Consider the following 24,552-nt stretch of genomic DNA (forward strand, 5'->3'; position numbering starts at 1 on the left):
TCACGCCGACCGGGTCAGACTGGTGCATAAGCCTGGCGTATCAAGCAGGCGTATCAAGCAGCAGCCAGCCGCTCCTTGGCCAGCTGGGTGCCCGCTGCCAGTGCCTTGAGCTTGCCCCAGGCCACATCGCGCGACATCGGTGCCAGGCCGCAGTTGGTGCAGGGGAAGAGGCGGTCTGCGGGCACAAACTCCAGCGCGCGGGCAATGGTGTCGGCCACTTCCTCGGGCGTCTCGATGGTGTCGCTCGCCACATCGATCACCCCCACCATGACATCCTTGCCGGCCAGCAGCTTCATCAGGTCGGGCGGCACATGGGAGTGGATGCACTCCAGGCTCACCTGGTCGATGCTGCTGCGCGCCAGCGCCGGGAACACCGTCTCGTACTGGCGCCATTCGTCGCCCAGGGTGCTCTTCCAGTCGGTATTGGCCTTGATGCCGTAGCCGTAGCAGATGTGCACGGCAGTGGTGCAGGTGAGGCCCTGCGCTGCGCGCTCGAGCGCCTGCACGCCCCAGTCCGCTGCGTCCTTCATGTAGACGTTAAAGGCCGGTTCATCAAACTGGATGATGTCCACGCCATCGGCCTGCAGGGCCAGCGCTTCCTGGTTCAGCAGCTCGGCAAAGGCCATGGCCATCTTCACCTTGTCGCCATAGAAGCGGTCCGCCACGGTGTCCACAATCGTCATCGGTCCGGGCAGGGTGAACTTGAGCTTTTTCTTCGTGTGGGCGCGCGTCAGCTGCGCTTCAAACGCATGCACGCGGCCCTTGAGGCGCAGGGCGGACACCACCTGCGGCACCATGGCGTCGTAGCGGTTGTCGCGGATGCCCATCTTCACCTTGTTGTCGAAGTCGATGCCTTCGACCTGCTCCAGAAAGCCATGCACAAAGTGCTGGCGCGCCTGCTCGCCGTCGCCAACGATGTCCAGACCGGCATCTTCCTGGGCCTTGATCCACAGCAAGGTGGCATCGGCCTTGGCTTGGCGCAGTGCATCGCCTTCTGCCATCCACTGGGGCCAGAGCTTGTTGGTTTCGGCCAGCCAGGCGGGTTTGGGCAGACTGCCGGCAATGGAGGTTTCAAACATCAGAGATTTCCTTTTTCAAATATGGGGGGGCAGGTTGGCGTGCAAGGCATTGTGCGCACGCCGCTGCACAAGGGGGTTGCGTAGGTGACATGCGCGCAAGCAGCAATGCCAGTCTGGAAGAGGTCAAACGCTGGCCTGGGCCGCCCAGGCTTGCAGCACACCCTGGTAGGGCTTGATGAAGTGCTCCTCGGCAAACCGGCCTTGTTGGATGGCCAGCTGGCTGCGCTCTTCGCGGTCGTAGACGATCTGCGTCAGCGAGTAATCCTCGTGCTTCAGGCTCGGCTGGTAACGCGCGCCGGCGGCCGCATTGGCGTTGTAGATCTCCGGGCGGTAGATCTTCTGGAAGGTCTCCATCGTGCTGATGGTGGCGATCAGCTCCAGGCTGCTGTAGTCGCCCAGCAAGTCGCCATCAAAGTAAAAGGCCAGCGGCGCAACGCTGTTGGCGGGCATGAAAAAGCGCACCTGCATTCCCATCTTGGCAAAGTACTGGTCGGTCGACGAGCGCTCGTTTTGCTGGTACTCGATGCCCAGCACCGGGTGCTGGTTGCCGCTGCGCTGGTAGACCTTGCTGGTCGATGCACTGATGCAGATCACCGGCGGCTTGCTGAAGTTGGCTCGGTAGGTGCTGGAGGCGGTGAAGGCCTGGAACAGCTTGCCATGCAGATCGCCAAAATGCGCTGGGGTACTGAAGCCCGCCCGGTCCAGGTTGTGCGCTGGCAGCAGCACGCTGAAGTCATAGTCGCGCACATAGGACGAGAAGTTGTTGCCCACAATGCCGGCACTGCGCTGGCCCGTCTGCTTGTCGAGGATATGCGTCTGCAGCATCTCGATCAGTGGAAAGGCCTCCTGGTTGCGCTGCGCGCCCAGTTGCATCGCTACCGTGACGATGTCCAGCTCCACCGCATAGCGGTCAGCGCTGGGGTTGTCCCAATGGGCCAGCTCGTTGAAGCGGTTGTCGATCATCCGCAAGGTGTTGCGCAGGTTCTGCTTCCGGCTCTGGCCCCGGGCCAGGTTGGCAAAGTTGGTGGTGATGCGTGTGCTGTCGGAGGGCTGGTAGTGCTCGTCAAAGCGCAGGCGCTGGAGGGTGAAGCTGATGTCGCTGCTCATGGGGGTCCGATCATTGAATGCAGGGGACCTGAGCTGTCTTGGGCACAGCGCGCCGCTCAGGTCCATGGGCAGGATGTTAGAGCGGGTTATTCATGAAGTAAAATGGTTTTATCTCATAAATCCATGAATGTGGTTCATCTGAATGTTGGAACGTATCCACCTCAGCATCGTCCGGCAGGTCGAAAAGCAGGGCTCGCTCACCGCCGCTGCCAGCGTGCTCCATCTCAGCCAATCGGCGCTGAGCCACAGTATGAAAAAGCTGGAGCACCAGCTGGGCACGGATGTCTGGCTGCGCGAAGGCCGCAGCCTGCGGCTGACGCAGGCCGGCCAGTACCTGCTGGCGGTGGCCAACCGCGTGCTGCCACAGCTGGACCTGGCCGAAGAGCGCCTGGGCCAGTATGCCCAGGGCGAGCGCGGCGCGCTGCGCATTGGCATGGAATGCCACCCCTGCTACCAGTGGCTGCTCAAGGTCGTCTCGCCCTACCTGGCCGCCTGGCCCGATGTCGAGGTGGATGTGAAGCAAAAATTCCAGTTCGGCGGCATTGGCGCGCTGTTTGGCTATGAGATCGACCTGCTGGTCACGCCCGACCCGCTGTTCAAACCCGGGCTGCAGTTTGAGCCGGTGTTTGACTACGAGCAGGTGCTGGTCGTGTCCCGGGGCCATGCGCTGGCATCTGCCGCCTATGTGAAGCCCCAGCAGCTCGCGCAAGAGGTGCTGATCAGCTACCCGGTCGATATCGAGCGGCTCGACATCTACAACCAGTTCCTGCTGCCCGCCGGCATCACGCCCCGGCGCCACAAGGCCATCGAGACCACCGACATCATGGTGCAGATGGTCGCCAGCGGCCGGGGCGTGGCGGCGCTGCCGCGCTGGCTGGTGGAGGAGTACGCCGCCAAGATGGACGTGGTGCCCGTGCGGCTGGGCCCGCGCGGCATTGCCAAGCAGATCTTTCTGGGGGCGCGCGAATCGGATACGGCCATCGACTATGTGCGCGCCTTTATCGCGCTGGCGCGCCAGCCTGGTGCTGCCACACCGGCCGCCACACTCGCCACGACACCTCTCCAGGCTTAGTCCTGGCCTGCCGTTCGCGCAAAACGCACGCTGATGCGCAGGCCCGGGCCAAAGGGTGGCGTACAGCGCTGCTGGGCATCGGCCAGTTGCAGGTGGGCGCCCGTTGCGCGTGCCACCTCCTGCACAATCGCCAGCCCCAGGCCGGTGCCAGGCGTGTCGTTGGTCAGGCGGTAAAAACGCTCCAGCACCCGATCGCGGCTTTGCGCGGGTATGCCCGGGCCATTGTCTTGCACCCACAACAGCAGGCTGTCGGCGCTGGCCTCCAGGCCCAAGGTCACCTGGCCTTGCGGCGGCGTGTAGCGGATCGCGTTGTCCACCAGGTTGGCAATCAGCTCGGGCAACAGACGGCTGCTGGTATACAGCGAAAACGCATATGCATCGGCTGAGGGCTTGGCAGCATCTGCTGCTGCAACAGCAGGCGCTTCGCTTTCCTCCCAGCCCAGGTCGATCTGCTTGAGGTCGGCCGCTGGCGCCAAGGCTTCCAGGCACTGCAGGCACAGTGCGCGCAGGTCCAGCCACTGCGGCGCTTGGGCGGCATGCGCGGCGCTGCCAGCCTCGGCCTGCGCCAGGGTGAGCAGCTGGTTGGCGACATTCAGCAATTGCTGGTTGCTGCGCTGCAGCCGCTGCAGCACGGCCAGGCGCTGCGCGACCGAGAGGGCGGCCAGCTCGGCAGGCGTCTGGCCCAGCGCCTGCTCCAAGGTATGGGCCTGGATGGCCAGCGGCGTGCGCAGCTGGTGCGCTGCATCCGAGATGAACTGGCGCTGGCGCGCGACCTGGGCGCGGATGGTGCGGGCGAACTGGTTGACGGTATCGGTCAGGGGCCGCAGCTCCTGGTGAATCTGGCGCGATTCGAGGTGAAAATCCAGATCCCGGGCCGGGCGCTCGGCCAGCTGGCGCGCCATGCGCAGCAGCGCGCGCAACTCCAGCGTCAACGCGGTGGCGCTCACCAGCACGGCCACGGCCAGCGCCCAGAGCAGGTATTCCATCGTCGGCCACCACAAGGTCTGCACCATGTTGTCGCGGCTGTGCGTGGTTTTGCCGACCAGGATGGTGATCTCGCGCGCGCCCGCCACGTCATACATCGCCCGGCGCGTGATGACGGCGCGGATCGGCTGGCCTTGCCACACCGCGTCATACCACTGGGCGTTGTCGCTGCCGCTCAGCTGCAGCTTTGGCGGCTGCGGAAAATTCTGCTGGCCCGCCAGCAGCTGGCCTTGCGCATCCATCACGCTCAGGTAGACATGGTCGCGTGCGGGCGACATGAACAGGCTGAGCGCCGAGGGCGGCACGCTGGCGCGCACATCGCCGTCTTCCCAGATCAGGCGGTCAGCCAGGATCTTGGCCGAGGACAGCAGGTCATGGTCCTGCACATAGTCGGCCGCGTCCTCGGCATGCTCATGGGCAAACCAGCCGCACAGGCCCACCAGCACCGCCAGCGGCAGCAGCAGCCACAGGGCCAGGCGTGCGCGCAGGCTGTGCAGCATTCAGTCCCCGCCGGCCAGTTTTTGCTTGAGCAGGTAGCCCACGCCCCGCAAGGTCATGATGGTGGTGTCGCTGGCCTGCAGCTTCTTGCGCAGGCGGTGCACATACAGGTCCACCGCATCGGCACTGGCCTCTTCGTCCATACCGTAGATCACATCCATCAGCCGCTGCTTGGGCAGGGCGCTGCCGTTTTGCAGCATCAGCGCTTCGAGCACGCTGCGCTCGCGCGGGGGCAGGGCCAGCTCTTCGCCCGCTACGCTGAACAGGCGCGTGCGCAAGTCCAGCTGCAGGTTGCCGCAGCGCACCTGGTTCTCGCGCCCGGGTATCTGGCGCCGCGCAATGGCCTGCATGCGCGCGAGCAACTCGCGCACCTCCACCGGTTTGACCAGGTAGTCATCTGCGCCAATTTCCAGGCACAGCACCTTCTGGTCGAGCGAATCGCTGGCCGTCAGCACAATCACCGGCAGGCTGTCCCCCCGCTCACGCAGGCGGCGCAGCAAGGCCTTGCCGCTCAGTTGGGGCAGGTTCAGGTCCAGCAGCAGCAAGTCGTAGTGCGATTGGCTCAGCAGCTGGTCAGCCGCATCGCCACGGTCCACATGGTCCACCACAAAAGCATGCTGGCGCAGCAGCTCGGCCAGGGACTGGGCCAGTTCCAGGTTGTCTTCGACCAGAAGGATCTTCATCGGAGGAGGTGGGACGCCGGGCGCCCGCAAATAGATCAGGGATAACCACTAAAAATGCTGCAGTGCAGCGAAAGCGCACTGAAAGGGTGCAGTTTCTAGACTCTGTTCCTATCCGGTGCATTATGCGGTCGCCCAGCTCGGGGAGCCACCACTGCAGATGCCAGGACCACAACTTCAAGGAGACACTGCATGACCAAGTTCCACGCTACCCGCCGCCATGCCCTGGCTGCCATCGCCGCAGCTGCTGTCTGCTGCATGGCCAGCACGGCTGCCCAGGCGGCAGACGACACCGTCACCATCATGGTGGGCGGTATCAACAAGATCATCTACCTGCCCGCCAAGCTGGCCGAGTCGCTGGGCTACTTCAAGGAAGAGGGCCTGAAGGTCGAGCTGCAATCGCAGCCCGCCGGCGTGGATGCAGAAAACCAGCTGATTGCCGGTGCCGTGCAAGGCGTGGTGGGTTTCTACGACCACACCATCGATCTGCAGGCCAAGGGCAAGGAGATCCAGGCCATTGCGGTGTTCTGCAAGGTGCCGGGGGAGGTCGAGCTGGTGTCCACCAAGGCAGCGGCAGGCGGCTTCAAGTCGATGGCCGATGCCAAGGGCAAGACCCTGGGCGTCACCGGCCTGGGCTCGTCCACCGAGTTCCTGACCCGCTACCTGGTCGACAAGCAGGGCGTGGCCAGCAAGGACTACTCGCTGCTGCCCGTGGGCGCAGGCAACTCCTTTATCGCCGGCATGAAGCAGGACCGCATCCAGGCGGGCATGACCACCGAGCCGACCGTCTCGCAAATGCTCAAGACGGGGGATGCCAAGGTGCTCGTCGACATGCGCAGCGAAGAGGGCACCCAGGCGGCGCTCGGCGGCCTCTACCCTGCCGCCAGCCTGTATGTGCGCAACGAATGGGCCGCCAGCCACAAGGACCAGGCGGCCAAGCTGGCGCGCGCCTTTGGCAAGACCATGCAGTACATCAGCAGCCACAGCGCCGAAGAGATTGCCGAGAAGATGCCCAAGGACTACTACGGCAACGACAAGGAGCTGTATGTGGCGGCGCTGAAGGCTTCGCTGCCGATGTACACCAAGGACGGCAAGATGCCCGAAGGCGGCCCCGAGACCGTGCTCAAGGTTTTGTCGGCCTACAAGCCCAATGTGAAGAGCGCGCACATTGACCTGGCCAAGACCTATTCCAACGCCTACTTGAGCGCCAAGTAAAAGCAGCGCAACCCGGCCAGCAGCGCGGCCAGGCCGTGCTGCCCGCAATTCACACCCACAGGGAAGACCACCATGTCCTATGCCACCCAGGCGGTTGCCAGCCAGGCGCCGTCCAGTTCTCTGCAGCCCAAAAATGCTGCAACCTCTGCACCCCCAGCCGATGCGGCCATTGAATTCGACAAGGTGTCGCTGCGCTTTATTGCGCCAGATGGCACAGCGACCCTCGCGCTGCGCAATTTTTCGATGTCGGTGGCCAGGGGCGAATTCATCGCCATCGTCGGCCCCACCGGCAGCGGCAAATCCACCACCTTGAACCTGATCACCAGCCTGCTGCAGCCGACAGTGGGTGAGGTGCGCGTGATGGGCAAGAAGGTAGAGCAGATCGATCCGCGCATCGGCTTTGTGTTCCAGGCCGATGCCGTCTTCCCCTGGAAATCGGTGCGCGACAACGTGGCCGCCGGCCCCATCTTTCGCGGCACGCCGCGTGCGCAGGCGCTCAAGCTCGCCGATGAGTGGATCCACCGCGTGGGCCTGGCCAACTTTGGCAACCACTACCCGCACCAGCTCTCGGGCGGCATGCGCAAGCGCGTGGCGCTGGCGCAGACCTTTATCAACCAGCCAGAAATCCTGCTGATGGACGAGCCCTTCTCGGCGTTGGACATGCAGACCCGCACCCTGATGCAGGACGAGCTGCTGCGCCTGTGGTCGGCGTCCGGCGGCTCGGTGGTGTTTGTGACCCATGATTTGGAGGAAGCCATTGCGCTGGCCGACCGCGTGTTTGTGCTGACAGCCCGCCCTGCCACCTTGAAGCGCGTCTACGAGATCGACCTGCCGCGCCCCCGCGTGATGAGCGAGGTGCGCTACGACCCGCAGTTCATCGACCTGTCCAAGCGCATCTGGGATGACCTGCGCGAAGAAGTCCATATCCAGTAAACCAAGGCAAGGAACACACCATGTCTGAACTCACCCTGAACCCCAACGCCGCGCGCAGTTCGGTACCCGCATCGGCCGCAGCAGACCACACCCCCGCTGCCGTAAGCGATGCTGCGCTCGCGCAGGAATCAGTCGCCGCGCAGGCGGCCATCAAGCGCCGCAAGGCCGTCATCATCGGCCTGCGCCTCTTGGTGCTGGTGCTGGTCCTCGGCGGCTGGGAAGTCTCGGCCCGTATGCAGTGGATCGACCCCTTCTTCTACTCGATGCCTTCGATGATCTGGAACCAGATTGTCGAATGGATGCGCGATGGCACATCGCAAGGCCCGCTGTGGCAGCAGGTGCTGGTCACCTTGGAAGAAACGGTCATCGGCTTTCTGATCGGCTCGATTGCCGGTGTGATCTGCGGCATTGTGCTGGGCCGCAACAAGCTGCTGTCCGATGTGTTCTCCCTCTACATCCAGATCGCCAACTCCATCCCCCGCGTGGTGCTGGGCTCGGTGTTCGTGATTGCGCTGGGCCTGGGCATGGCGTCCAAGGTGGCGCTGGCCGTCGTGATGGTCTTCTTTGTGGTGTTTGCCAATGCCTTCCAGGGCGTGCGTGAAGCCGACAAGTACATGATCGCCAATGCGCAGATTCTGGGTGCATCGCCGCGCCAGGTCACCCTGTCGGTGGTCATCCCATCGGCTATGTCCTGGATTCTGGCCAGCCTGCATGTGAGCTTTGGTTTTGCGCTGGTCGGCGCCGTGGTGGGCGAGTTCCTTGGCGCCAAGGAAGGCATCGGCCTGCTGATTTCCACCGCGCAGGGCGCGTTCAACGCCAGTGGCGTGTTCGCTGCAATGATCGTGCTGGCGGTGGTGGCCCTGGGCGCCGACTTTTTGCTGACCCGCCTGGAAAAACGCCTGCTCAAATGGCGCCCCGCCGCCTTCTGATGTTCTGACCTTTGATCCATACGCAAGCGAGCCCTGTGCCCGCTTGCCCGTCTCCTCGCCGGTGGACCAACCGGCCCTAGAACCTGTTCAAAGTCTCTACGCAGCCGCGTTGGAGTGCAATCGGGATGAGTTCGAAGGGATGGAACGCAGCTTGCACCGGGGTGCAAGCAAGGGCCAGCGCGCAGAAATCGCCCGATTTCACTCCAACCCATAGGGACTGTGGCTTTGCGCTGCCCGGGAAGGGGCGCCCGGCTAGGGCCGCCCGGGGAGGGGCGGTCTGCGTCGTTGCAAATCCTCGCAATAGCTGGGCTATTGCTGCGGTGTTGCGCGGCTGGGCGCCCCCCTCGCATCCCATCTCGCAAAGACAGTCGCGGCGCGAGGAGACTTTGAACAGGTTCTTAAGCCAGCTCAGCCAACCGAGCTGGCTTTTTTTGTGTATCAACCAGGTCTGGATAATTGACAATTTGGTTAAAAAATCTACTTTACATGCGTTGTTCAAGAAGGTTTCTATCTTGGAGAAAAGGTTGATTGTTATTGTTTTTATTGAAAAAAATGAATTGATATAGGTCAATTTTTGCCATAACGGTGCTGGGTCCGCTGTTAACATATTGGTTCCTAGTGCAACTGTATGTATCAGTATGTTCTCCACTTTTCGTTTGGCTTCTGCAGTACTTCTCAGCCTCGGCACGCTCCATGCAGCCCATGCCGCTCAACAGTGTTTTGTCAGTGGCAGCGGTGGCGCTACCACCTATGGCGCCGTCACCGCTACCGTGAGCGGAACCTGCCAAGACAACACGATCACTCAAGGGCCTTTTGAGCCAGGTACAGCCCAGCTCACAGGTGGCGCGCAGTCGTGCACCTACACCTTTGACAAGCCATTGCAGACCAGCACAGTAAGCATCAAGGCCCACGGAATCCGGACCCTGGGCTCGTCGCTGCGTGTGCGCCTCAACGGCGATCTGTACCAATCCGTTGCTGCAGACATTGGCGAGCCGCTGGCGGGCAGTAGCGCAACCAACCCACTGGTGATCAAGGACACCGGATACACCGGAACGGCATCACCCTTCTCGTCCGGCACTTTGACGCTGACCAACAATCCCCCAGCCACCGTCAACAGCATCACCGTGGCGATGAGCGGGGGCTGGCCGGGCTGGGTCCAGGTCTGTGCCGACGATGGTGCAGTGACCACACCGGTCGCTCCCGCGGTATCGGTGCCCGTGCCCACGCTGTCCGAATGGAACCTGGTCCTGACCTCGGGCCTGCTCGCTGGTGTGGGCTTCTTTGCCTTTATGCGCAAAAAGCGCGCTGGCCGCTCAGCCGCCTAAGCCTTTTCGCTGCCAAGACGAGGCCCGCGCATGCGGGCCTTTTTATGCGGCTGGGCGCTGCCTGCGGTCCTTGCGGGCGATGGGCAGTTCGCTGCGCTTGCAACCCACTGCTTTGCGCCTGCGCCCCATGCCTCAAACCTGCGCCATCCCCCCATCAACAAACAGCTCGGTGCCGGCAATGAACTGGGCCTGCGGCGAAGACAGGAACAGCACCGCGTCTGCGATTTCATCGACCTCACCGACGCGGCCGATCGGCACCTGGCTGGCCATATAGTCCAGCAGGCCTTGCTGCTGCGCGGCATCGTTGCCGGCCAGCTCGACCAGGCCAGGGGTGCGGATGGGGCCGGGGCTGACGACATTGACGCGGATGCCGCGCTCCTTCAGATCCAGGGTCCAGCTGCGGGCGAGGTTGCGCACGGCAGCTTTCGAGGCGCTGTAGATGCTGAAGGCGGGGGTACCGGTGGAGCCGACGACCGAGCCGGTCAGCACGACGGAGGCGCCATCGCGCAGCAGCGGCAAAGCCTTTTGCACGGTAAACACGAGGCCCTTCACATTCGTGCCAAAGGTGGCATCAAAGTGTTCCTCGGTGATGGCGCCCAGGGGCAGCATCGAGCCGCCGCCGGCATTGGCATACAGCACATCGATTTGCGCATGGCTTTGCTGCACGGCGTCGTAGAGGCGGTCAATGTCGGCCAGTTGGGACATGTCGGCCTGCACACCGGTGGCGCGTGGGCCAATCGCCTTGACGGCTTTGTCCAGTTCTTGCTGGCGGCGGCCGGTGACAAACACATAGGCGCCTTCGCTGGCAAATTTCTTGGCAGTGGCCAGGCCAATACCGCTGGTGCCACCGGTGACTACCACGACCTTGTTGTCAAACTTGCGTTCCATTTTTCCTACTCCTTGAGGTGTGCGCCGAACTGTTCGTCGCAGTGATGTAATGATGCAGGTGGAACAAAGTTTTGAGTAGAAGGTCGAAATGGATATCATTGTTCCAATATTGAGACAAAAAACGGGGATCAGGCCCATGCGAGATATCAACGACTACGCGTTGTTTGCCGAGGTGGTGCTGCACAGCGGCTTTGCCGCAGCGGGCCGTGCACTGGGCATGCCCAAGTCCACCTTGAGCCGGCGCATTGCGGCATTGGAGTCGCGCTTGGGTGTGCGCTTGATCGAGCGCTCCACCCGGCGCTTTCGGGTGACCGAGGTGGGCCAGGCGTTTTACGAGCGCTGCCGCACCATCGTGCTCGATGTGCAGGAGGCCGATGCCGTCGTGTCCGATGCGCTGGGCGAACCCCATGGTGTCGTGCGCTGCAGCTGCCCCTTGGGGCTGATGGAAATCCTCTCGCCCACCCTGACCGATTTTTTGCAGACCTACCCCAAGGCACAGCTGCAGATGGTGGCCGCCGATCGGCCCGTCAACCTGATCGACGAGCGCATCGATGTGGCCATCCGCGTGCGCACCAGCTTGACGACCGACGCCGCCCTGGTGATGCGCACGCTGGGCCATTCAAACCGCATTCTGGTGGCTGCGCCCAGCCTGGCCAAGCAGTGCCAAAAAGGCGATCTGCAGCTGCTGGGCGAGCTACCCACCTTGGCCAGCACCGAGCAGACCGGCACCATCAGCTGGGAGTTCTGGGATGGCGATGGCCAGCCCAGCGTCATCAGCCACACGCCCCGCATGACCTGCGCCGATTTTGGCGCGTTGCGCTCAGCGGCCTTGGCTGGCCTGGGCATTGCGCTGTTGCCCGAGCACTTTTGCAGCAAGGAGCTCGAGCGCGGCAGCCTCGTCCATGTGTTTCCGCAATGGCGCACGGAGACAGGCATTGTGCATATCGTGTTCACCACCAGGCGGGGCTTGCCACCGGTGGTGCGGGCGTTTATCGAGCACCTGGCGGGGCGCTTCAAAGGCGAGCTGGCCGATAGCGCGACGGCCAACTAGCGGCGCTGCTGCAGCCCAGCCTTTCAGCGCTTTTCTGCAGAAGGCGCAAACTCCCCCAGCCGCGCGCGCAGCTGCTCAGCCAAATGCTCAACCAGGGTCGACACCCGCACCGTGCCATGGTGCTTGCTCGGGTAGACCAGGGACAGCGGGCGAGGCGCGGGGGCGTGGCCTGGCAAGATGCGGACCAGCTCGCCGCGCGCAATCGCATCCATCACCTGGTAGTGCAGAAAGCGGCCAAAGCCCTGGCCGGCAATGCAGCCGGCGATATTGCCGCCAACGGTATTGCAGCGCATGCGGCCCTTTACCTTGACGCGCTCGGGCTGGCCCTTGCTGACAAACTCCCAGAGGTTGGCGTCGCCCACACCGCCAAACTCGATGCAGGGCAGGGCGGCCAGGTCTTGCGGCTGCTGGGGCATGCCGCAGGCGGCAACCAACGCAGGGCTGGCGGCAATCACCTGGTGGATGTCCACAACATGGCGCGCCACCAGACTGGAATCGGGCAGCGGCGCAATGCGCACGGCCAGGTCCAGACCTTCTTCCACCAGGTTGACCACGCGGTCGAGCAGCAAGAGCTGCACCTCCACCTGCGGGTAGCGCTGCAGGTAGCTGGCCACTAGCGGGGCCACATGCAGCTCGCCAAATTTGACGGACGCTGTCAGGCTGATGCTGCCCGAGGGCTCGGCCTGCGCCCGGCTCATGGCCTGCTCCGACTCGGCGACTGCGGCGCGGATGGCCAGCGCATGCACCCGGTAGGCGCGGCCTTCGTCGGTGATGGCCAGGCGCCGCGTGTTGCGGTTGAACAGGCGCACGCCCAGGTGCTTCTCCAGCGCGGCCAGCGTGCGCACCACGCTGGGCAGGGACAGCTCCAGCGCCTCGGCAGCGCGGGTCAGGCTGCCCTGCTCGGCAATTGCCAAAAAGACATCAATGGCGTGGAGGCGGTCCATGGTGGGGTAATTGCTGCAAAAAGTGGAAGAATCAAATCAATTCTCTGGCATTTATCACGTTTGAGTAAATAGATAAATTTGCTTCCGAGACGGCAACTCCAGTTTTGTCACTACGCCGTCCTCGAAAGGACTATTTATGAAAACCGTCATCGTTGTTTTTTCCGATCCCCAATCCGGCACGCAAGAAGCGCTGGGCCGTGTCGTGAACGCGCTGTTCCTGGCCTATGAGCTCAAGGAAAAGAACCGGGACTTTGACCTGGTGTTCCAAGGCACGGGCGTGCGCTGGCCTGCCGAACTGGTCAAGCCAGAACACCCCGGCCATGCACTGTATGAAGCGGTGCTGGACCACATCGTTGCCTGCGGCGGTTGCGCCGACGTGTTTGGTGCGGGCGCAGGCCTGGCACCCACCGGCATTGCGCTGGTGCGCGACAAGACCATCCCTGGCACCACCGGCGTGCTGGATCTGTCGCGCCACCTGGACGCGGGCCACACCTTGGTGACCTTTTAAGCCGCCTGGCTGACAGCTTTTGCGACCCTGCCGCCACCAAGGAGCCGTTATGGATGACCACATCTTTCACACTGGCGAACGCCTGGTGCAGCAGCGCACGGGCGAGCGCGGCACTGCGCTCATCAACAGCCGCAATATCAGCCCCGGCATTCCGGCGGCAGCGCGCAACTTTGTCGGCCAGCAGCGCTGGTGCGTGCTGGGCGCAGCCGATGCGGAAGGCGCCATGTGGGCTTGCATGCTGAGTGGCGAGCCCGGCTTTGTGCAGGCCAGCGATGACCTGCGCAGCCTGCAGGTGGCCAGCAGCGACCCGCAGAGCGTGCTGGCCCGCATAGCCCCCATCGCCGATCTGCAGCCCGCGCAATCCATCGCCGTGCTGCTGATCGAGCTGCAGACCCGCAGGCGCCTGCGCATCAATGGCCATGTCAGCCAGGTAACAGCGCAGGCATCGGCGCAGGCACTGGCGGTGGCGGTGGGCCAGGCCTTTCCGGTCTGCCCCCGCTATATCCAAAAGCGCGAGCTGCTGCCACTGGAGGCAGAAGCGGCAGCCGAGCACCGCACCAGTACCGCTGTCACCTCGGGCACGCTGCTGGACGAGGCCACCTCGGCCTGGATCGCGGGCGCCGACACCTTGTTCATCGCCAGCCTGGGCCCCAGCGGCGAGGCCGATGTATCGCACCGGGGAGGCCGGCCCGGCTTTGTGCAACAACAGGGCCGGGTGCTGCGCATCCCCGATTTCAACGGCAACAGCATGTTCAACACCTTGGGCAATCTGGAGCTGGAGTCGCGCTGCGGCCTGGTCTTTCCAGATTTTGAAGGCGCGCGCCAGTTGCAGCTGACCGGCCATGCGCGCGCCCATTTTGGGGTCGATGCCGACATCGACCAGACAGGAGGAACCGGGCGCTGGATCGAGTTCCAGGTGGACAGCTGGCGCAGCACGCCGCTGAACCTGCCCCAGCGCTGGCGCCTGCTGGAAGCCTCGCCCTACAACCCTTGAGAATGCCCATGGAACCCCTGACAAGCCTGGACCTGGTGGTTGCTGACAAGCAAGCCATCGCCACCGACATCGTGCGTCTGGTGCTGCGCCACGCCGCAGGCCAGATGCTGCCCGGTGCAGAACCCGGCGCGCATATCGCCCTGGATATGGACGGCCGCGTGCGGCGCTACTCCTTGCTGCACACCGGCCCGGCACTGGACCACTACAGCATCGCCGTGCTGCGCACCGCGCAGAGCCAGGGCGGATCGCAGTTCATCCACGACCAGCTGGCCGTAGGGGACCCGGTGCGTGTGCTGGAGCTGGCCCATGAATTCGCGCTGCAGCCCGATGCACCGTACACGCTTTTGATCGGCGGCGGCATCGGCATCACGCCGTTGCTCAGCATGGCCGAGCATCTGCAGCAAGCAGGGCAGCGCTTTGCCTTGCACCAGATCGTGCACGACGCCACCCGGCAGTATCCGCTGGCACCCGGCCTGCCTGGCCAGACCCATATCGGCCGCAGCAGCCTGGACCTGCCCGGCTTGCTGGCCGCGCAAGTGCCCGGCAGCCAGGTCTATGTCTGCGGTCCTGCCGGTTTGGTGGGCGCCGTGCGCGCCGCTGCAGCGCAACTGGGCTGGGCGCCCGAGCGCATCCACAGCGAGAGCTTTGGTGCGGCTGCCGATGCCAGCGACGGTCCATTGCGGGTCACGCTGGTGCAGTCGGGCCAGCGCATCGATGTGGCGCCCGGCCAATCGCTGCTCGATGCCTTGCTGGCCTCAGGTGCCTGGACGGGCTATGAGTGCCGGCGCGGTGTCTGCGGCGCTTGTTTGACCGAGGTGGTCAGTGGCACCCCCATCCACCGCGACAGCATTGCGCCTGCCTTGCGCGGCCATGCGATGTGTACCTGTGTCTCCTGGGCAGAGGGGCCGGAGTTGGCGTTGAATCTTTGAGAGACCGCCGTGCAAAGTAGCAGTTGGCCGTGTCTGCCGCAGCGGGCGCTTAGCAGTTCAGATCATTGAAGCGGTTGCGCGCCTTGTACAGATCGACCTCGGCCTGGGCCAGGTCACTCGCCGCTGCTGCTTGCACCGCTTGCTTGAGCGCTGGCAGGCGGTTGTCCAGCCGTGCGCATTCAAGCTTGTCGGCGGGGCTGAGCTTGAAACGGTGCTGGTACACCCGGTACTCATCGGCGTTCATCCCTGACAGGGGCTGGATGGCTTCTGCAAAGGCAGCGTTGCGTTCGGCACGCTGCACGTCATTGCCTTTGCGGCTCTTGCCCGTCATCTTGTCCATGCCCTGGGTAGGCGTGGTGTCGATTTCCGTAGCGCCCACACAAGGCGCATCCGAGTAGCTCACGCGCCCAGCCGTTTCGCAGCGGTACACGGACTTTTGCGCAAAGGCAGGCGCGGCGCAGCAGACCAGGGCCAGCAGTATCAGCGAGCGCTGCAGGTTGCGACCGCCTGCATTGCGAGAGGTGGACAACAAGCGCATGGAAAAACCTTCATGCAGCCATTACGCCGCCGCAAGCGTGCCACGGCAACCCGGGAAGGTCGAGCAGCCCCAGAAGGACTTGCCGGCATGGGCGCCCTGGCGTGCGGTGCGCAGCTCCATCGCGGCGCTGCAGCGCGGGCAGCTGGGTTGGGCAGGGGCAGGGCTGGCTGCAACGGGGGCGGCAGCCGAGGCCGTCGCAACGTTGGTGCGCGCGGTTGATGCAGCCGAGGTGCCGCTGGCTTGCGTAGCCTTGGGGCCATTCACCAGCGATTGCCGCGCCCGCTGCACCATCGCCAACAGCTGGGGGCCATCGACCAAGGTGATATTGCGACCCCGTGCAAAGGCCTGGGCGTCGTTGCTGAAGCGGCCGGAGGTGACCACAAAGCCGCCCGTCGCGCCCCTGGCGGCCATCACGCCATAGAGTTCACGCACAGTGGCAACGCCCACACGCTGGGCCTTCCACTGCTTGCACTGCACGAGGAATTTTTCGCCGCCCTTGAGCAGCACCAGGTCCACGCCGCCATCGGGCCCGTTGCCGCCCAGCTCGATGATGCGAAAGCCCTGCAGCCGGTAGGCCTCGCCCACCAGAAGTTCAAACTCGCGCCAGCTGATGTCGCCCAGCACAGCCACATCCTGCGCCTGCACCACGCCTTTGACGAGGGCCTGGCGCTGCTTTCGGCGCCAGGCCGACATGGCAGCGGCCACCAAGCACATCAAGGGCAGCAGGTATTGGCCGATGGACGCCAGCCCAAAGATGAGCCCCTTCTGGACCACGGCTGCCATCATGTCGGCGGGGCGGCCTGCCAGGTCAGCCGTTGGCGGCACGACCGCCAGCCGGTGCAGGAACACATAGCTCGCTCCCGCCAGTGCCACACAGATCCACCAGGGGAGCAGCGCCAAGAGGTCCAGCATGTCTTCCAATCCACTGCTTTTCTTGCGTCTTGCCATGGTCTCCCCCTGTCCTGGTTTGCTGATGGATGCCTGTCTTTGTGCGGCTGGCTGATGGCGGCGCAGTGCTGCTGGAAGCGCCACGCACAGACCGTTTGCTGCTTTGTATTACAAAATCTATCTGCGTGATCTTACGCTTTGCTGACGGGCGTATTGGGGGCATCACCAGAGCGACAGGGGCGTTGCTGGGGTGTGCATGGCTGGCCACCACAGCCGCAGGTTCTGCAGCCACCGCTGCTTGTCTTGCGGCCACCGCTGCTTGTTTTGCAGCCCGCTGCAGCCGGATTTTGCCACCGCGAAAATTTTCCCCACTATTTTTCGCTTCAGGTGATCACTTTTTGGATCTCGTTCGGTGTACAGGGCAATGGCGCTATGCAGTGCCGCTCTTTTCTTTCCAGATCACCAGGACGACGAACCATGACTCTCTCTTCCCATCGCCGCAGCCGGCACCGCGAGCGCTTTGCCCTGGCTTTGCTGCATGGCGCCATCCGTGCCACCTTGGTTGGCGGCAGTGCCGCAGGCCTGGCGCTGGCAGCACCTTGGGCCCTGGCGGCAGAGCCGGCCGCCGGCGCCAAAAGCTATGCGATTGCAGCGGGCCCGCTGTCGGATGTGCTGGCGCAGTACGCGGCAACGGCAGGAGTGCAGCTGGTGTTTGAGCAGTCCACCTTGGCGGGGCTGCGCAGCGGTGGCTTGCAAGGCAGCTATGGCGAGGCGGAGGGCTTTGCCCAGCTGCTGCGCGGCAGCGGCTTTGAGGTGGTCAAGCAAGGGGGCGCCACCTATGTGCTGCGCAAGCTGCCGGCGGCCAACCCTGCGGCAGCGGGCAGTGCGGCTGGGGCATCGGACATGACCTTGAACACGGTCACCGTGACGGCCGCGGTCCAGCGCAGTGGCACCACCGAGGGCAGTGGCAGCTATGCGGCGGCGCATTCGAGCACCAGCTCCAAGCTGAACCTGAGCCAGCGCGAAACACCGCAGACCTTGACGGTCATCACCCGCCAGCAGATGGACGACGCCGGCATGACCTCGGTCGATGATGCGCTGCGCGCAGTGAGTGGCGTGTTTGCGGTCGATGGCGGCAGCATTGGCGCCAACTACTACAGCCGGGGCTTTAGCATGCAGGCCCAGGTCGATGGCATGGCCACGCCTTCGGGCATCGACAGCGGCAACCGCTCGCCCAAGTTCGACAGCGCCTTTGTCGACCGGGTCGAGGTGCTGCAAGGCGCGGCCGGCCTGATGGCCGGTGCTGGCAGCCCGGGCGGCACGGTCAACATGGTGCTCAAGCGCCCGACCGACACTTTCCAGGCCCAGGGCGAGGTGCAGCTGGGCTCCTGGAAAGAGCGGCGCCTGGTGGGCGATGTGTCGGGCCCGCTGATCGACTCGGGCGTGATCCGGGGCCGCCTGGTGGCCGTGGCCGATAACAGCGAGTCGTTTACCGACTATGTCTACCGCGACCGCTATGCGGGCTACGGCATTGTCGAGGCCGACCTGGGCCCCACGACCACCTTGAGCGCCAGCGTGCAGCTGCAAAAGGACACGAGCCGGGGCCATTTTGGCGTGCCGCTGGCGGCCGATGGCAGCGATGCCGGGCTGCCCCGCTCGTCCTTCTGGGGCGATGCCGACCACCGCTCGGTGCGCGACTACAACATCTACACCGTGGGCCTGGCCCAGCAGCTGGCCGGCGCCTGGAGCCTGAAGGCCAACTACGCCTGGCAAAAGACCAACAACGATATCGAGAACTTCAGCAGTCTCTCGGGCAACCTGAACCCTGTGACCGGCGATGGCCTCTTCATCGGCAGCCGCCAGCGCAACTACACCTCGGTGATGCACGCCAATGTGGTCGATGTCTATGCGACGGGGCCGTTTGATTTTCTGGGCCGCCGCCATGAGCTGACCTTGGGCGTCAACGGCACCAGCTACCGTGATGAGAATGCCGGCACCGGCTACTCGTCCACCACCCCAATCAATGTCTACACCTTTGATCCCGAAGGCCTGGGCCCCATCCCCGATGGCCTGCGCGCATCGACCAGCAAGACCAAGACCAGCAATATGGGTGTCTATGGCGTCGCGCGCTGGAGCCTGACCGACGCGCTCAAGCTGATCACCGGCACCCGCATCAGCAACTACGAGCGCAAGAACAGCTTGACCGGTGTTGTGGCGCCCAAGGAGAAGGGCGTGGTCACGCCCTATGCGGGGCTGGTGTATGACATCAACGCCCAGTACTCGGCCTATGCCAGCTACTCGGACATCTTCAACCCCCAGACCAACCGCAGCCAGGATGGCAATGTGCTCGACCCGGTGGTGGGCGCCAACTACGAAGTGGGTATCAAGGGCGAGCTGCTGAACAAGCGCCTCAATGTCTCGGCCGCCGTGTTCCGCCTGGCGCAGTCCAACCTGGCGGTGCTCGATTCCTCCGTGCCCAACAACCCCAGCAATGTCTGCGGCGGCGCCTGCTACACGGCAGCGGGCAAGGTCGTCAGCCAGGGCTTTGACCTGGGCGTAAACGGCCAGGTGAGCCGCGAGCTGAACCTGGCTGCGGGCTACACCTATACCAGTGCCGAGTATGTGGCCGGCCCGCAAAAGGACCAGCGCTTCCGCACCGAGCAGCCGCGCCACAGCATGCGCCTGGCCGCCAACTACCAGCTGCCGGGCACGCAGTGGTCGCTGGGTGGCAATGTGGCTGCCACCAACAAGGCCTATAAAAACGGCGGCTCGGGTGCCAATGCCTGGACCATCGAGCAGGGCGCGCTGGTGCTGGTGGGCCTGAACGCCAAATACCGTATTACCCCCAAGACCCAGCTGAACCTGGTCGTCAGCAACCTGACCGACCGCAGCTACCGCCACCTGTATGGCCGCGAGTACGCGCCGTTTGGCGAGCCGCGCAAGTTCAGTGCTAACCTGCGCCATGATTTCTAAGCCACCCATGCGCTTGTCCACCCTCTACCCAAGCGCCTGCGCGGCGCTGCTGGCCGGCTTGCTGGCCACGGCACCGCAGGCGGGGGCCCAAACCGCCCCGCAGGGCGCTGCAGACGATGCACCTGCTACGGCCACGCCCAGCACCGCAGCCACCCCCGCCAGCCCCTATGTGATGCCGGCCACCCAGGTCTGGGACATGGCATCGGACGGTGGCGAGATCTACCGCATCTTTGTCTCCGCACCCGACAAGGGCGAGCCCCCCAAGGGCGGATACCCGGTGCTCTATGTGCTCGATGGCAATGCCTACTTTGGCTCCTTCGCGCAGGCGCGCTGGGTGCAGGACTACCTGCCCGTGGGCAAGGCGATCATTGTGGGCGTCGGCTACCCGGGTGACAAGCCCTGGGATGTGCGCCGCATGGCCGACTACACGGCCCAGCTGCGCGAGCCGCAGTCGCCCGAGGTGCGGGCCTTTGCCAAGTACAAGAGCGGTGCGCGCGCGCCGTTTCTGGATTTTCTGACCGGCAAGCTGCGCGGCGAGATCGCCCAGCGCTACCCCGTCAACCTGGAGCGCCAGTCGCTGTTTGGCCATTCCTTTGGCGGGCTGTTTGCGCTTTACGCGCTGTACGAGCGCCCCCAGGCCTTTGAGGCGATTGTGGCCGCCAGCCCCTCGATGGAGTGGAACGGCCAGCATATTCTGGAGGAGGAGCGCGTGTTCCGCGACAAGGTGCAGGCCGGCAAGGTGGGCGCCACCAGCCGCCTGATGGTAGTCGTGGGCGACCGCGACGCCGATGGCGATCCGGAATCGGCCCGCATGCTGGCCGAGCGGCTGGAAGCGCTCTCCGGCTGGGGCCTGCGCGTGCGGCTGCAGCGCTACCCGAATGAGGTGCATGCCAGCGTGCCGGCGCAGGCGGCCAATGACACGCTGCGCTTTGCGTTTACGCTGCGCTAGGTACGCTCTGCCAAAGCTGTGCCTAATGGGATGGGCGCGGATCGGGATGAGACGCAAGGCGTCTTTTGCAGTCCATAGCAAGCTATGGACAAGAAAGACAACACAGCGGATCGCCCGAGACCGCGTTCAGACCCCTTGGTGAATTGGCATGCCTGGCGTGGCCATGCTGGTCGTCAAAATGCGGCCATAGGTCGAATCGGTGACAAACAGCTGCTTTCGCTCTGCGCCGCCAAAGGCCAGGTTGGTGGTGGAGCTGCCCTTGATGCCGCACAGCACCTGCACCGGCTCGGCCAGGTGGTTCAGCACCCAGACATAGCCCAAGCCCGGGTTGGCCACCAGCACATGGCCCTGGGCATCGACAGCCAGGCCATCGGGGCCGCTGGGCCCGTACGAGGTGAAGAACTGGCTCACCTTGGCGACGCTGCCATCGGGCAGCAGGGGCACGCGCCAGACGCAGTTGCCACGCGTCACTGCCAAATACAGCACGCGGCCATCGGGTGACAGCGCCACGCCATTGGGGCTGGGCACATTGCTGAGCAGCAGATCAAGCTGGCCATGGGGCCGCAGGCGGTAGAGGCGCCCGCTCGGGTCATGCAGGCCGCTTTGGCCCTGGTCGGTAAAGTACAGGTTGCCTTCCGCATCAAAAATCAGGTCGTTCACGCCCTTGAAGCTCTCGCTGTTGCGGCGCTCCAGGTAAGGGCTTACCGCGCCGCTGGCCGTATCCAGCTGCATCAGGCCGTTCTTGTAGTCGGTGACCAAGAGCTTGCCGGGGGCCAGAAACTTCAGGCCATTGGGCTCGCCGTCGTACTCTGCGACCAGGCTCCACTGGCCCTGCGCATCAATGCGGAAAATGCGGCCCCAGGGGATATCGCTGACATAGAGGTTACCGGCCTCGTCAAACACCGGGCCTTCCAAAAACGAATCTGTTATCGCGCCGCCCCGGTTGGCATCAGCCCAGGCGCTGCGCTCACGGCGGCGAAAGGACTCGGGCATCGCGCTGAAGGTGTCCAGGGTGCGGACTTCAGGGGATTGCAGCAAAAACATGGGGCGGCCTTTTTGGCATCAAAAACGGTAGGGGTGTGCAGGATCTTGCCAGGGTTTAGCAAGACCGAAAGCCATAAAGCTGGGCGGGGTTGTCCACCAGAATGCGGTCCATCACCGCATCGCTCACCGACCAGGCCTGCAGCAGATGGACCAGGTCGGTATCGTTGACGGTGCCCGGCCGCTCGGTGGTGTGCGGCCAGTCAGAGCCCCACACCAGACGCTCGGGCGCGGCCTGCACAAGCGCGCGGCCCAGCGGCACGGTATCGGCATAGCTGGGGCCATGCACCTGGGAGCGCATATAGGCGCCCGAGAGCTTGACCCAGCAATGGCCGCCATCAAGCAGACGGCGCAGCACGCCATAGGCCTTGGCCGATGCGCCTTCGGCCGGGTCCATGCGGCCCAGATGGTCGATCACCAAGGGCACCGGCAACTGCTGCAGCACTGGCTGCAGTGCGATGATCTGCGCGGGCTCGGCAAACACCTGGATATGCCAGCCAGCGCAGTCCGGGTGGCGTGCCAGCTTCTGCGCCAGGGTCTGCAGCATCTCGGGCGTGGTCGTGCCCCAGGACTGGGGCGAGACAAAGTTCACCCGCAGCCCGCACACGCGCCGCGCCGCCAGGCGCGCCAGCTCGGCATCGCTCACCGCCGCATCCACCACCGCCACGCCGCGTGCGCTGTTGCCCAGTTGGTCAAGCGCATCCAGGGTGCAGGCATTGTCGGTGCCATAGGTCGATGGCGTAACCACCACCGTGCGTGAGGTGCCCAGGCGCTGCTGCAGCTGCCGGTAGGCCGCCACCGGCGCATGGGGTGGCGTACGCGGCCAGTGTGCCGACGGCGCAAAGCGCTTGTCGAAGACATGCATATGGCTGTCGCAGGCCAGCGCAGGCAAGGTGCGCGTGGGTCGGTCCAGGCCAACCGAATGCGGGACAGGGGTCGTGAGATCAGGCAAGGTCATCTCGGTGGGGGCGTTTTATGGTGCGGGGCTGGCCGCTGCAGCAGCGGCGGCCAGCGGGAAGGAATCAGTCCAGTTTGATATTGCCTTTTTTCACCACCTCGCCCCATTTGGCATCTTCCTTTTTCAGAAAGGCGCTGAACTCTGCCGGTGTCGAGCCCACGGCCTGCGCGCCCAGGTCCGACAGGCGTTGCTGCACTTCAGGCTCCTTGAGCACCTCAGCAATCGCCTGGTACAGTTGCTGGGAGATAGCATCTGGCGTACCAGCGGGCAACAGCACGCCATTCCATTCATAGGCTTCGTAGCCGGGGATGACGGTCTCGGCCACCGTGGGCACCTCCGGCAGGCGCGCCGAGCGCTGGGGCGAAGACACGGCCAGCGCACGCAGTTTGCCGCCGCTCACCAGCGGGTAGGAAGCAGCCACGGTGGCGAACATGAAGTCCACCTGCCCGCCCATCACATCGGCAATCGCCGGGCCACCGCTCTTGTAGGGCACATGCACCATGTCCAGGCCCAGCTTCTGGCGGAACAGCTCGGCCGCCAGGCGCTGCACGGTGCCGCTGCCGCCCGATGCAAAGTTGATCTTGCCCGGTTCGGCCTTGGCCTTGGCGATCAGGTCGTTCACATTCTTCAGCGGCGACTCTGCCTTGACCACCAGCGCATTGGGGGCCAGCAGCACCAGCGACAGCGGTTGCAGCGCATTGGCTGCATAGGGCATCTTGGCAAACAGATGCGGGTTGATCGAGTAGGGTGTCGCGTCGTAGAGCATGGTGTAGCCATCGGCCTTGGCCTTGGCCACAAAGCTTGCGCCAATGGTGCCGCTGGCGCCAGCCTTGTTCTCCACGATCACGCTGGTGCCCAGCTTGGCGCCCATGCGCGTGGCCAGCACACGGGCCACCGCATCGGCCGCGCCGCCCGGGGCGTAGGGCACGACGATGGTGATGGGGCGCTCGGGGAAGGCGGCATGCGCGATGCTGGCGGCCAGCGCGCAAGCGGCGATCAGGGGTTGGATAAAGCGGGGCATGGTGTCTCCTGAAGATAGGTATAGGTATGGGGTTGGATGCAGTGGCCGGATCAATCGGCTTTGAGATCCAGCTCGCGCGCAATCTGGGTATAGGTCATCACCTCGCGCGCCACCTGGCTGCCAAAGGCCGGGCCGCAGGTCGAGTCGGCGTCCAGCCCCAGGCTGTGCAGCTTGTCCACGGTAGCGGCGTTGCCGGCAAAGTCGCGGGCGGCTTTCTCCAGCTGCTGCGCAATTGCGGCGGGCAGGCCGGCGGGCGCCATCACGCCATACCAGGCATCGGCCGAGTACTTGCCGCCACCAGCCTCGGCAAAGGTGGGCACCTCGGGCAGCAGCGACGAGCGCTTGGGCGAGGCGACAGCCAGGGCTGTGAGCTTGCCGCTCTTGATCTGCGGCAGCACCGAGCCCAAGGTGGCGAACGAGCTGTCGAGCTGACCGCCCATCAGATCAGTGACCACCGGGGCCGCGCCTTTGTAGGGCACATGGTTCAGCTGCAGGCCATTGGCGCGCGCAAACATCTCGGTCGCAAAGTGGCCGGAGCTGCCCATGCCGGCGGTGCCGGCCGTTGTGCGCCCGGGCTCCTTGCGGGCACGCGCCATGTAATCGGCCAGGCTCTTGACCGGCAGGCCCGGCTGCACCACCAGTACCGTGGGGCTGGTCGCGACCGTGCACAGCGGCTGGAAGGACTTGAGCGCATCAAACTTGACCCGGCCGCTGTAGAGGCCCGGAATCATCGTGTGGTTGGTGGCGGCAAACAGCAAGGTATAGCCATCGGCCGGTGCACTGGCCACCGCTTGCGCAGCCAGGATGGTGTTGGCGCCGGGCTTGTTGTCGACCACAAAAGGCTGGCCCAGGGTGCGGCCTGCGTAGTCGGCAAAGGCGCGTGCCACCACATCGGTGGGGCCGCCTGCGGCAAAGCCCACAATCAACCGCACCGGTTTGGCGGGGTAGGCGGGAGCCTGTGCAAAGCTGGCGCTGGCCGCCAGCGCTGCTGCTGCCACCAGCGTTTGCACGGCCAGTGCTGGCAGATTTTTCTTCTTGAACATGTGCT

General features: G+C 64.4%; 24 protein-coding genes. 11 read left to right on the forward strand and 13 right to left on the reverse strand.

The window, feature by feature from the left end; all coding sequences use genetic code 11:
- Window positions 1-53: 53 nt before the first annotated feature.
- Both ACPEE1_RS09325 and ACPEE1_RS09330 read right to left on the reverse strand, forming a co-directional pair.
- Window positions 54-1,079: a methionine synthase gene (locus ACPEE1_RS09325; RefSeq protein ID WP_423936112.1), complete on the reverse strand. Its 1,026-nt coding sequence runs from the start codon at window positions 1,077-1,079 to the stop codon at window positions 54-56.
- 123 nt (window positions 1,080-1,202) lie between these two features.
- Window positions 1,203-2,186 carry a DUF1852 domain-containing protein gene (locus tag ACPEE1_RS09330; protein ID WP_423936114.1) on the reverse strand — a complete coding sequence of 328 codons (984 nt, stop codon included), beginning with the start codon at window positions 2,184-2,186 and terminating at the stop codon, window positions 1,203-1,205.
- A gap of 142 nt (window positions 2,187-2,328) precedes the next feature.
- Here ACPEE1_RS09330 and ACPEE1_RS09335 point away from each other — a divergent pair, with 142 nt between their 5' ends.
- The gene (locus ACPEE1_RS09335) at window positions 2,329-3,258 is read left to right on the forward strand and encodes a LysR family transcriptional regulator (RefSeq protein ID WP_423936116.1); all 930 of its coding nucleotides are present in this window, start codon (window positions 2,329-2,331) and stop codon (window positions 3,256-3,258) included.
- Here the strand turns inward: ACPEE1_RS09335 and ACPEE1_RS09340 are convergent.
- Both ACPEE1_RS09340 and ACPEE1_RS09345 read right to left on the reverse strand, forming a co-directional pair.
- The gene (locus ACPEE1_RS09340; RefSeq protein ID WP_423936118.1) at window positions 3,255-4,742 is read right to left on the reverse strand and encodes a sensor histidine kinase; all 1,488 of its coding nucleotides are present in this window, start codon (window positions 4,740-4,742) and stop codon (window positions 3,255-3,257) included. The two genes, ACPEE1_RS09335 and ACPEE1_RS09340, sit on opposite strands and share 4 nt — an antisense overlap.
- Window positions 4,743-5,423 (reverse strand): response regulator transcription factor, encoded by a 681-nt coding sequence (locus tag ACPEE1_RS09345; RefSeq protein ID WP_116924308.1) that lies wholly within the window; start codon window positions 5,421-5,423, stop codon window positions 4,743-4,745.
- 255 nt (window positions 5,424-5,678) lie between these two features.
- Here ACPEE1_RS09345 and ACPEE1_RS09350 point away from each other — a divergent pair, with 255 nt between their 5' ends.
- From ACPEE1_RS09350 to ACPEE1_RS09360, 3 genes are all read left to right on the forward strand, one after another.
- The gene (locus ACPEE1_RS09350; RefSeq protein ID WP_116924489.1) at window positions 5,679-6,635 is read left to right on the forward strand and encodes an ABC transporter substrate-binding protein; all 957 of its coding nucleotides are present in this window, start codon (window positions 5,679-5,681) and stop codon (window positions 6,633-6,635) included.
- Between the two features lie 72 nt (window positions 6,636-6,707).
- Window positions 6,708-7,568, forward strand: coding sequence for an ABC transporter ATP-binding protein (locus ACPEE1_RS09355; RefSeq protein WP_116924307.1), 861 nt, complete (start codon window positions 6,708-6,710; stop codon window positions 7,566-7,568).
- A 20-nt stretch (window positions 7,569-7,588) separates the two neighbouring features.
- Complete coding sequence (locus tag ACPEE1_RS09360) at window positions 7,589-8,497, forward strand: ABC transporter permease (RefSeq protein WP_116924306.1); 909 nt, start codon at window positions 7,589-7,591, stop codon at window positions 8,495-8,497.
- Window positions 8,498-8,573: 76 nt separating this feature from the next.
- Here ACPEE1_RS09360 and ACPEE1_RS09365 read toward each other — a convergent pair whose 3' ends face one another.
- On the reverse strand, window positions 8,574-9,104 hold the full coding sequence (locus ACPEE1_RS09365) for a hypothetical protein (protein ID WP_423936121.1): 531 nt from the start codon (window positions 9,102-9,104) through the stop codon (window positions 8,574-8,576).
- A 271-nt stretch (window positions 9,105-9,375) separates the two neighbouring features.
- Here ACPEE1_RS09365 and ACPEE1_RS09370 point away from each other — a divergent pair, with 271 nt between their 5' ends.
- Window positions 9,376-9,822, forward strand: coding sequence for an IPTL-CTERM sorting domain-containing protein (locus tag ACPEE1_RS09370; protein ID WP_423936123.1), 447 nt, complete (start codon window positions 9,376-9,378; stop codon window positions 9,820-9,822).
- A gap of 132 nt (window positions 9,823-9,954) precedes the next feature.
- Here ACPEE1_RS09370 and ACPEE1_RS09375 read toward each other — a convergent pair whose 3' ends face one another.
- Window positions 9,955-10,710, reverse strand: coding sequence for an SDR family oxidoreductase (locus tag ACPEE1_RS09375; RefSeq protein WP_423936125.1), 756 nt, complete (start codon window positions 10,708-10,710; stop codon window positions 9,955-9,957).
- A 136-nt stretch (window positions 10,711-10,846) separates the two neighbouring features.
- Between ACPEE1_RS09375 and ACPEE1_RS09380 the strand changes: the two genes are divergently transcribed.
- On the forward strand, window positions 10,847-11,761 hold the full coding sequence (locus ACPEE1_RS09380; protein ID WP_423936127.1) for a LysR family transcriptional regulator: 915 nt from the start codon (window positions 10,847-10,849) through the stop codon (window positions 11,759-11,761).
- Window positions 11,762-11,784: 23 nt separating this feature from the next.
- On the opposite strand, the gene ACPEE1_RS09385 is transcribed toward ACPEE1_RS09380, so the two are convergent.
- Window positions 11,785-12,705 (reverse strand): LysR substrate-binding domain-containing protein, encoded by a 921-nt coding sequence (locus ACPEE1_RS09385; RefSeq protein ID WP_423936129.1) that lies wholly within the window; start codon window positions 12,703-12,705, stop codon window positions 11,785-11,787.
- A gap of 136 nt (window positions 12,706-12,841) precedes the next feature.
- Here ACPEE1_RS09385 and ACPEE1_RS09390 point away from each other — a divergent pair, with 136 nt between their 5' ends.
- The 3 genes from ACPEE1_RS09390 to ACPEE1_RS09400 are packed head-to-tail and all read left to right on the forward strand — an operon-like array spanning window position 12,842 to window position 15,136.
- The gene (locus tag ACPEE1_RS09390; RefSeq protein ID WP_021026377.1) at window positions 12,842-13,213 is read left to right on the forward strand and encodes a DsrE family protein; all 372 of its coding nucleotides are present in this window, start codon (window positions 12,842-12,844) and stop codon (window positions 13,211-13,213) included.
- 49 nt (window positions 13,214-13,262) lie between these two features.
- Window positions 13,263-14,207 (forward strand): pyridoxamine 5'-phosphate oxidase family protein, encoded by a 945-nt coding sequence (locus ACPEE1_RS09395; protein ID WP_423936131.1) that lies wholly within the window; start codon window positions 13,263-13,265, stop codon window positions 14,205-14,207.
- A gap of 8 nt (window positions 14,208-14,215) precedes the next feature.
- On the forward strand, window positions 14,216-15,136 hold the full coding sequence (locus ACPEE1_RS09400; protein ID WP_182342380.1) for a PDR/VanB family oxidoreductase: 921 nt from the start codon (window positions 14,216-14,218) through the stop codon (window positions 15,134-15,136).
- Between the two features lie 49 nt (window positions 15,137-15,185).
- Here ACPEE1_RS09400 and ACPEE1_RS09405 read toward each other — a convergent pair whose 3' ends face one another.
- Together ACPEE1_RS09405 and ACPEE1_RS09410 are read right to left on the reverse strand one after the other, a co-directional pair.
- Window positions 15,186-15,674, reverse strand: a complete 489-nt coding sequence (locus ACPEE1_RS09405; protein WP_182342377.1) for a DUF4124 domain-containing protein — start codon at window positions 15,672-15,674, stop codon at window positions 15,186-15,188.
- 21 nt (window positions 15,675-15,695) lie between these two features.
- Complete coding sequence (locus ACPEE1_RS09410; RefSeq protein ID WP_260719787.1) at window positions 15,696-16,622, reverse strand: restriction endonuclease; 927 nt, start codon at window positions 16,620-16,622, stop codon at window positions 15,696-15,698.
- A 417-nt stretch (window positions 16,623-17,039) separates the two neighbouring features.
- Between ACPEE1_RS09410 and ACPEE1_RS09415 the strand changes: the two genes are divergently transcribed.
- Both ACPEE1_RS09415 and ACPEE1_RS09420 read left to right on the forward strand, forming a co-directional pair.
- Entirely contained in the window at window positions 17,040-19,535 is a 2,496-nt protein-coding gene (locus ACPEE1_RS09415; protein ID WP_165841100.1) for a TonB-dependent siderophore receptor, read from the forward strand.
- A 7-nt stretch (window positions 19,536-19,542) separates the two neighbouring features.
- Complete coding sequence (locus ACPEE1_RS09420; RefSeq protein ID WP_165841099.1) at window positions 19,543-20,484, forward strand: alpha/beta hydrolase; 942 nt, start codon at window positions 19,543-19,545, stop codon at window positions 20,482-20,484.
- Between the two features lie 126 nt (window positions 20,485-20,610).
- Here ACPEE1_RS09420 and ACPEE1_RS09425 read toward each other — a convergent pair whose 3' ends face one another.
- The 4 genes from ACPEE1_RS09425 to ACPEE1_RS09440 form a co-directional block, all read right to left on the reverse strand.
- Window positions 20,611-21,528 (reverse strand): SMP-30/gluconolactonase/LRE family protein, encoded by a 918-nt coding sequence (locus ACPEE1_RS09425; RefSeq protein WP_116924295.1) that lies wholly within the window; start codon window positions 21,526-21,528, stop codon window positions 20,611-20,613.
- A gap of 55 nt (window positions 21,529-21,583) precedes the next feature.
- Window positions 21,584-22,483 (reverse strand): amidohydrolase family protein, encoded by a 900-nt coding sequence (locus ACPEE1_RS09430; protein WP_182342366.1) that lies wholly within the window; start codon window positions 22,481-22,483, stop codon window positions 21,584-21,586.
- 64 nt (window positions 22,484-22,547) lie between these two features.
- Window positions 22,548-23,504: a tripartite tricarboxylate transporter substrate binding protein gene (locus ACPEE1_RS09435; RefSeq protein WP_260719785.1), complete on the reverse strand. Its 957-nt coding sequence runs from the start codon at window positions 23,502-23,504 to the stop codon at window positions 22,548-22,550.
- 50 nt (window positions 23,505-23,554) lie between these two features.
- A complete protein-coding gene (locus ACPEE1_RS09440) occupies window positions 23,555-24,547 on the reverse strand; it encodes a tripartite tricarboxylate transporter substrate binding protein (RefSeq protein WP_116924292.1) in 993 nt (330 codons plus the stop codon).
- Window positions 24,548-24,552: the final 5 nt, after the last annotated feature.

It is taken from the genome of Comamonas sp. 23, assembly GCF_049601575.1.
In the GTDB taxonomy this organism is placed as follows: Bacteria; Pseudomonadota; Gammaproteobacteria; order Burkholderiales; family Burkholderiaceae_C; genus Comamonas; species Comamonas squillarum.